This window comes from uncultured Chitinophaga sp. (assembly GCF_937874145.1).
Lineage (GTDB): Bacteria > Bacteroidota > Bacteroidia > Chitinophagales > Chitinophagaceae > Chitinophaga.
The window spans coordinates 1-5,777 of the sequence record NZ_CALNBI010000062.1; the positions used below are offsets into that span (position 1 = coordinate 1).

The window sequence follows — 5,777 nt, forward strand, 5'->3', positions numbered from 1 at the left end:
TTTTAGGAGCGGCTTTCTTAGCAGCAGCTTTTTTCGGAGCAGCTTTTTTTGCAGCAGCTTTCTTAATTGTTGCCATTGTTTTTTGAATTTTGGGTTAGTAATTAAAATTGGGTATTAAAAAAACTTTATGGCAAACACTGCGTGGAATTAGGCTTCCGCCTGCGCAGTGGTGTCAAATGATTTTACGGAAACGAAAGTGCGGTTCTCGCGGCCTTTCCTGAATTCCACCACACCGTCGGTCAGCGCATAAATCGTGAAGTCCTTACCAATTCCAACATTGGAACCAGCATGGTACACGGTGCCTCTCTGACGGATGATGATGTTACCGGCTACAGCTGCCTGACCGCCGAAGATTTTAACCCCGAGCCTTTTGCTTTGGGAATCACGGCCGTTCTTTACACTACCTTCACCTTTTTTGTGTGCCATTGTATTATAACTTTAGAAACTTTTAGTCAATATGAATTTAAGCAATTTCGTTGATCTTGATCTTGGTGAAATGGGTACGATGGCCCACTTTCTTCCGGAAGCCTTTCCTTCTCTTCATCTTGAAGGCAATCACCTTGTCACCCTGCACATGGCCCAGAATTTCAGCCTTGATCACTGATTTTACATCAGTACCAACGGTAAGCTTACCGTCGTTGTCAGTCAGCAGAACTTCAGCAAATTCTACTTTATCTCCGACGTTCCCAGTCAGTTGGTGAACGAAGATCTCCTGATCTTTCTGCACCTTGAACTGCTGGCCTGCGATTTTTACAACTGCGAACATAGTATTTCCAAAAATAATTTCCTGCAAAGGTATTACTTTGTTTTTTAATCAACAAAACAATTCCTGCAATATTAATGCCTGTTTATCCACACCGGATCAATACAGAACTGAAAAATAGTGAATTACATATCAAAGATACGCACTTTTTACAATTTTAGTTTTTTTTAACAATTGTTTACATCGCCCTCCCCGCCAACAACCACAGGCCACCTGCTGCTTTCCGCCCCGCAAGCCCCGCCTGTGGCCCGTTTGAAAAACGCTGAACTTGTGTACAATTTTTATACATTTGTTACTTACGTTGATCATTAAAATAACGGGGCATGAAGTTTAAATCACTGCTGGCCAAACCATTTGCTTCCATTATCGCCAACAAGGTGAAGAAGGAAATGATGAGGGCGGCGGAAGACCAGGAGGCCATCCTCCAGGATTTGCTGAAGACGGGCAAGAAGACAGAATTCGGGAAAGAGCACCATTTCGATACCATCAATTCCTACGACTCCTATAAACTAGCCGTTCCCATCCGCGATTACGAACAGTTCAGGCCCTGGATCGACAAAATCAAGGAAGGCCGCCATAATATATTGTGGAAAGGGCTCCCCATGTATTTCGCCAAAACTTCCGGCACCACCTCCGGCGTCAAATACATCCCCATCTCCAAAGAATCCATCGACCACCACTTCAATACCTCCCGCAACGCCGTTTTCTGCAACGTCGTGGAAACGGGAGACGCCACCGCGTTCGACGGCAAACTCATCTTCCTCTCCGGATCCCCCGAACTGGAAAGGATCGCCGGCATCCCCACAGGGCGCCTCAGCGGCATCGCCAACCACCAGATCCCCCGGTACCTCCGTACCAACCAGCTCCCCACCTACGAAACCAACTGCATCGAAGACTGGGAAACCAAGCTGGGCAAGATCGTGGACGAAACCATCAGCCAGGACATGCGCCTCATTTCCGGCATACCCCCGTGGATGCAGATGTACTTCGACGAACTCACCGCCCGCAGCGGCAAACCCGTCGGCGAGCTGTTCCCCAATTTCAACCTCCTCGTGCACGGCGGCGTCAACTTCGAGCCCTACCGCGCCAAACTGATGGATTCCATCGGCCGGAAAGTGACCACCATCGAAACTTTCCCCGCTTCCGAAGGCTTCTTCGCCTTCCAGGACACCCAGCAGCAGGAGGGCCTGCTCCTCAACACCAACGCCGGCATCTTCTTCGAATTCGTGCCCGCGGCTGAGATATTCTCCCCCAATCCCACCCGCATTTCCCTGAAAGACGTGGAAACGGACGTCAACTACGCCATGATCGTCAGCACCAACGCGGGATTGTGGGCCTATAACATCGGGGATACCGTCAAATTCGTATCCCGCAACCCTTACCGGATCGTGGTAACCGGCCGTACCAAGCACTTCATCTCCGCATTTGGCGAACACGTTATCGGGGAGGAGGTGGAACAGAGCCTCATGGGCGTGGCCGGCCGCCACAACATCCGCATCACCGAATTCACCGTGGCGCCCAAAGTGCAGGTGAACGGCGAACTGCCCTACCACGAATGGTTCGTGGAGTTCGAAGAAGCCCCCGGCAACCTGGAAGGCTTCGCGCAGGAAGTGGACGAAGTGATGCAGCAAAAGAATATTTATTACAACGACCTGTTGACCGGCAACATACTCCAAACCCTGAAAATCAGGCCGGTACGCAAGAACGGGTTCATCGACTATATGAAATCCATCGGTAAACTGGGCGGGCAGAACAAAGTGCCCCGCCTCAGCAACGACCGTACCATCGCGGACGAGCTGGGCAAGTACCTGGAAGGGCGCTGACAGCAGGCCTTTCCCGGGAAAGATCTCCCCGCCGGGCAGGCGGGGCGCCCCTTTTCGCACGCTGCAATTGAAAAAACCTTTAAATTTAAACGCAAGGAGAGATTACAAGCGATCATGAGTAAAAAACGTATAGGCATTTTCGGGTCCACGGGTTCCATCGGCCGCCAGGCACTGGAGGTGATCGAGGCCCATCCCGCCCTGTTTGAAGTGGAAGTGCTCACAGCACAATCGAACGACGCCCTGCTCATCGAGCAGGCGTTGAAGCACCGGCCCAACGCCGTTGTGATCGGCGACGAAAGCAAGTACGCCGCAGTGAAGGACGTTTTATTCGACCAGGGAATCAAAGTGTTTGCCGGCCCTTCCGCCATGGTGGAAGTGGCCGCGTGGGATTCCATCGACCTGATGTTGTCTGCCATCGTAGGTTTCGCAGGCCTCGCACCCACCCTGAGCGCGCTGGAGCAGGGCACTCCCGTTGCCCTCGCCAACAAGGAAACGCTCGTGGTAGCCGGCGATATCGTCATGGCGACCGCCCGTAAGAAAAACGTGCCCCTGATCCCCGTGGATTCAGAGCACTCCGCCATTTTCCAATGCCTGCAGGGCGAGCCCCTTTCCAAAGTGGAGAAGGTGATCCTAACGGCTTCCGGCGGACCGTTCCTCGGTAAAAAGACCAATTTCCTCATCAACGTAAAAAAAGACCACGCCCTGCAGCATCCCAACTGGAGCATGGGCGCTAAAATCAGCATCGATTCGGCCACGCTCATGAACAAAGGCCTGGAAATGATCGAGGCGAAATGGCTCTTCGGCCTGCAACCCGACCAGATCGAAGTGATCATCCATCCGCAGTCCATCATCCACTCCATGGTACAGTTCACCGACGGCTCCATCAAAGCCCAGATGGGCCTGCCCGACATGAAGCTGCCCATCCAGTACGCCATGGGGTACCCCGACCGGCTTACCAACGACTTCCAGCGGTTTACCTTCAAAAACTATCCTTCCCTCACCTTCGAACAGCCCGACGTGAAAACGTTCCGCAACCTGGCCATCGCCATCGAGGCGTTACGGAAAGGGGGGAACGCCGCCTGCGTCATGAACGCGGCCAACGAAGAAGTGGTGAACGCCTTCCTGAAAAACAGGATCGGGTTCCTGCAGATGACGGAAGTGATCGAGGAAACGATGGGGAAGGTGCCTTTCGTGGAGAAGCCCACTTTACAACAATATTACCAGGCCGACACTGCTGCCCGCGATCATGCCGCAGAATTGATACATAGCCTGTCCTAATTACTTACATTCGCAAAAAAATCCTGGTTTTTCAAGCAAATACATGGAAACAACCGCAATATTAGTCAAGGCAGGCCAGTTGCTCCTTTCTTTATCGATCCTCGTGGTCCTGCATGAACTCGGGCACTTTATCCCAGCCAAACTGTTTAAGACGAAAGTGGAGAAATTCTATCTCTTCTTCGACCCCTGGTTTTCCCTTTTCAAATTCAGGAAAGGCGATACCGAATATGGAATCGGATGGCTGCCCCTCGGCGGTTATGTGAAGATTTCAGGGATGATCGACGAGAGCATGGACAAGGAACAGATGAACCGTCCTCCCGAGCCCTGGGAATTCCGTTCCAAGCCGGCCTGGCAGCGCCTGATCATCATGATCGGCGGGGTAACCGTGAACCTGGTCCTGGGTTTTCTCATTTATACGATGATCCTCTGGCATTGGGGCGAGAAACTGCTGCCCGTAGCCAATGTGAAATATGGTATCCACACCGATTCGGTAGGTTATAAAATCGGCCTGAAGGATGGAGATATATTGATGTCGGTAGACGGCAAGCCGCAGGAAGACTTCCGGGACATCACCAAAGGCGTGATCCTGGACGAAGCCAAAACCATCCAGGTGATCCGGGATGGGAAGCAGGTGGACGTACACATCCAGGAAGGATTTGTTGGCGGTACCATCAAGAAGAAAGGGCCTATTGCCGCGGTTCGCCTCCCGGCCGTGATCGATACGGTGGTGGCGAAGATCAAGGATGTGGAGACGCCGGCTTTCAAAGCAGGGCTCCAGGCGGGCGACACGGTGCTGGCGATCAACGGTCAGCCGGTGCAGTGGTTCCATGAAATTTCCAAACTGGTGGTGAAGGATACGGGTAAGACGATTTCCGTTACAGTGAAACGCGGCGCGGATACGCTGACCAAAAGCGCAACGATCCCTTCCGCCGGTTACCTGGGCGTGAACATTTCCCCTGACAGGCACCTGGAATATGTGACGAAGCATTACACCTTCGCGCAGGCGATCCCTGCCGGCTTTACGACGGCCATCGGAACGCTGGTGGATTACGTGAAGCAGCTTCGCCTGATCTTTGTTTCCAAGGAAGTGAAAGCCAGCGAGTCGCTGGGCGGGTTTATGAGCATAGGGAACCTGTTCCCGTCTGAATGGGACTGGCAGAGCTTCTGGACGCTCACGGCTTTGCTGAGCATCATCCTGGCGTTCATGAACATTCTCCCGATACCCGCGCTGGACGGCGGGCACGTATTGTTCCTCATTTACGAGATCATCACCGGCCGCAAGCCCAGCGAGAAGTTCATGGAATATGCGCAGATCGTGGGGATGATATTGTTGTTCGGTTTACTTTTGTATGCAAACGGGCTGGATATCTGGCGCTGGCTGACAGGTAAGTAAATCAGAAAATAATTGTATCTTTGCGTTGCGAAAATACCGGGGCTGACCGGTTTTGACAGCATAGGTCTTTGAAAGTGTAAGCATGCCGTGCGTTGGATAATTAGCACGTAAATCTGAATACCCAAACACTAATTGGCGAATCTAACTACGCCATGGCTGCCTAATTAAATTAGGTACCCATTATAGCCGCCTGAGTTGTGACCCACTACGACTCTTGCCGCCGAATCAAAACCATAGCGGGATAGGTACACATGGTTTCTGTGAGTGTGTAATGAAAATCTAAACGGATACGGACGAGGTTGGTTTGTTCTGCCCCTGCCAAGTTCCGACAACCCAATGCAGAAATAAGCATGTAGAAAGCTTTTGGAGGATATGTTTGGACGCGGGTTCGACTCCCGCCGGCTCCACCTCCCAAAAATGTTAAAAGCCCGTCAATGACTTCATTGACGGGCTTTTTTTCTCCCCCACGAAAAGGTTTATGTACGGCCGCACCACTAAAAATCGTGCCAAATCCCCTTCG

General features: G+C 52.0%; 5 protein-coding genes and 1 other RNA gene. 4 read left to right on the plus strand and 2 right to left on the minus strand.

Annotated features, from left to right (window positions below; translation table 11 throughout):
* Nucleotides 1-147 precede the first annotated feature (147 nt).
* On the minus strand, nt 148-426 hold the full coding sequence (gene rpmA, locus Q0510_RS02790; RefSeq protein WP_109697096.1) for a 50S ribosomal protein L27: 279 nt from the start codon (nt 424-426) through the stop codon (nt 148-150).
* Between the two features lie 37 nt (nt 427-463).
* Complete coding sequence (gene rplU / locus Q0510_RS02795) at nt 464-793, minus strand: 50S ribosomal protein L21 (RefSeq protein WP_298708030.1); 330 nt, start codon at nt 791-793, stop codon at nt 464-466.
* 293 nt (nt 794-1,086) lie between these two features.
* On the opposite strand from rplU, the gene Q0510_RS02800 reads away from it, so the two are divergent.
* The 4 genes from Q0510_RS02800 to ssrA all read left to right on the plus strand — a co-directional run bounded on the left by Q0510_RS02800 (nt 1,087) and on the right by ssrA (nt 5,667).
* Nucleotides 1,087-2,586, plus strand: a complete 1,500-nt coding sequence (locus tag Q0510_RS02800) for a GH3 auxin-responsive promoter family protein (RefSeq protein WP_298708032.1) — start codon at nt 1,087-1,089, stop codon at nt 2,584-2,586.
* Nucleotides 2,587-2,700: 114 nt separating this feature from the next.
* Entirely contained in the window at nt 2,701-3,864 is a 1,164-nt protein-coding gene (locus Q0510_RS02805; protein ID WP_298708034.1) for a 1-deoxy-D-xylulose-5-phosphate reductoisomerase, read from the plus strand.
* A gap of 43 nt (nt 3,865-3,907) precedes the next feature.
* Entirely contained in the window at nt 3,908-5,257 is a 1,350-nt protein-coding gene (gene rseP / locus Q0510_RS02810; protein ID WP_298708036.1) for an RIP metalloprotease RseP, read from the plus strand.
* A gap of 38 nt (nt 5,258-5,295) precedes the next feature.
* Nucleotides 5,296-5,667, plus strand: a transfer-messenger RNA (tmRNA) gene (ssrA, locus tag Q0510_RS02815).
* Nucleotides 5,668-5,777 lie beyond the last annotated feature (110 nt).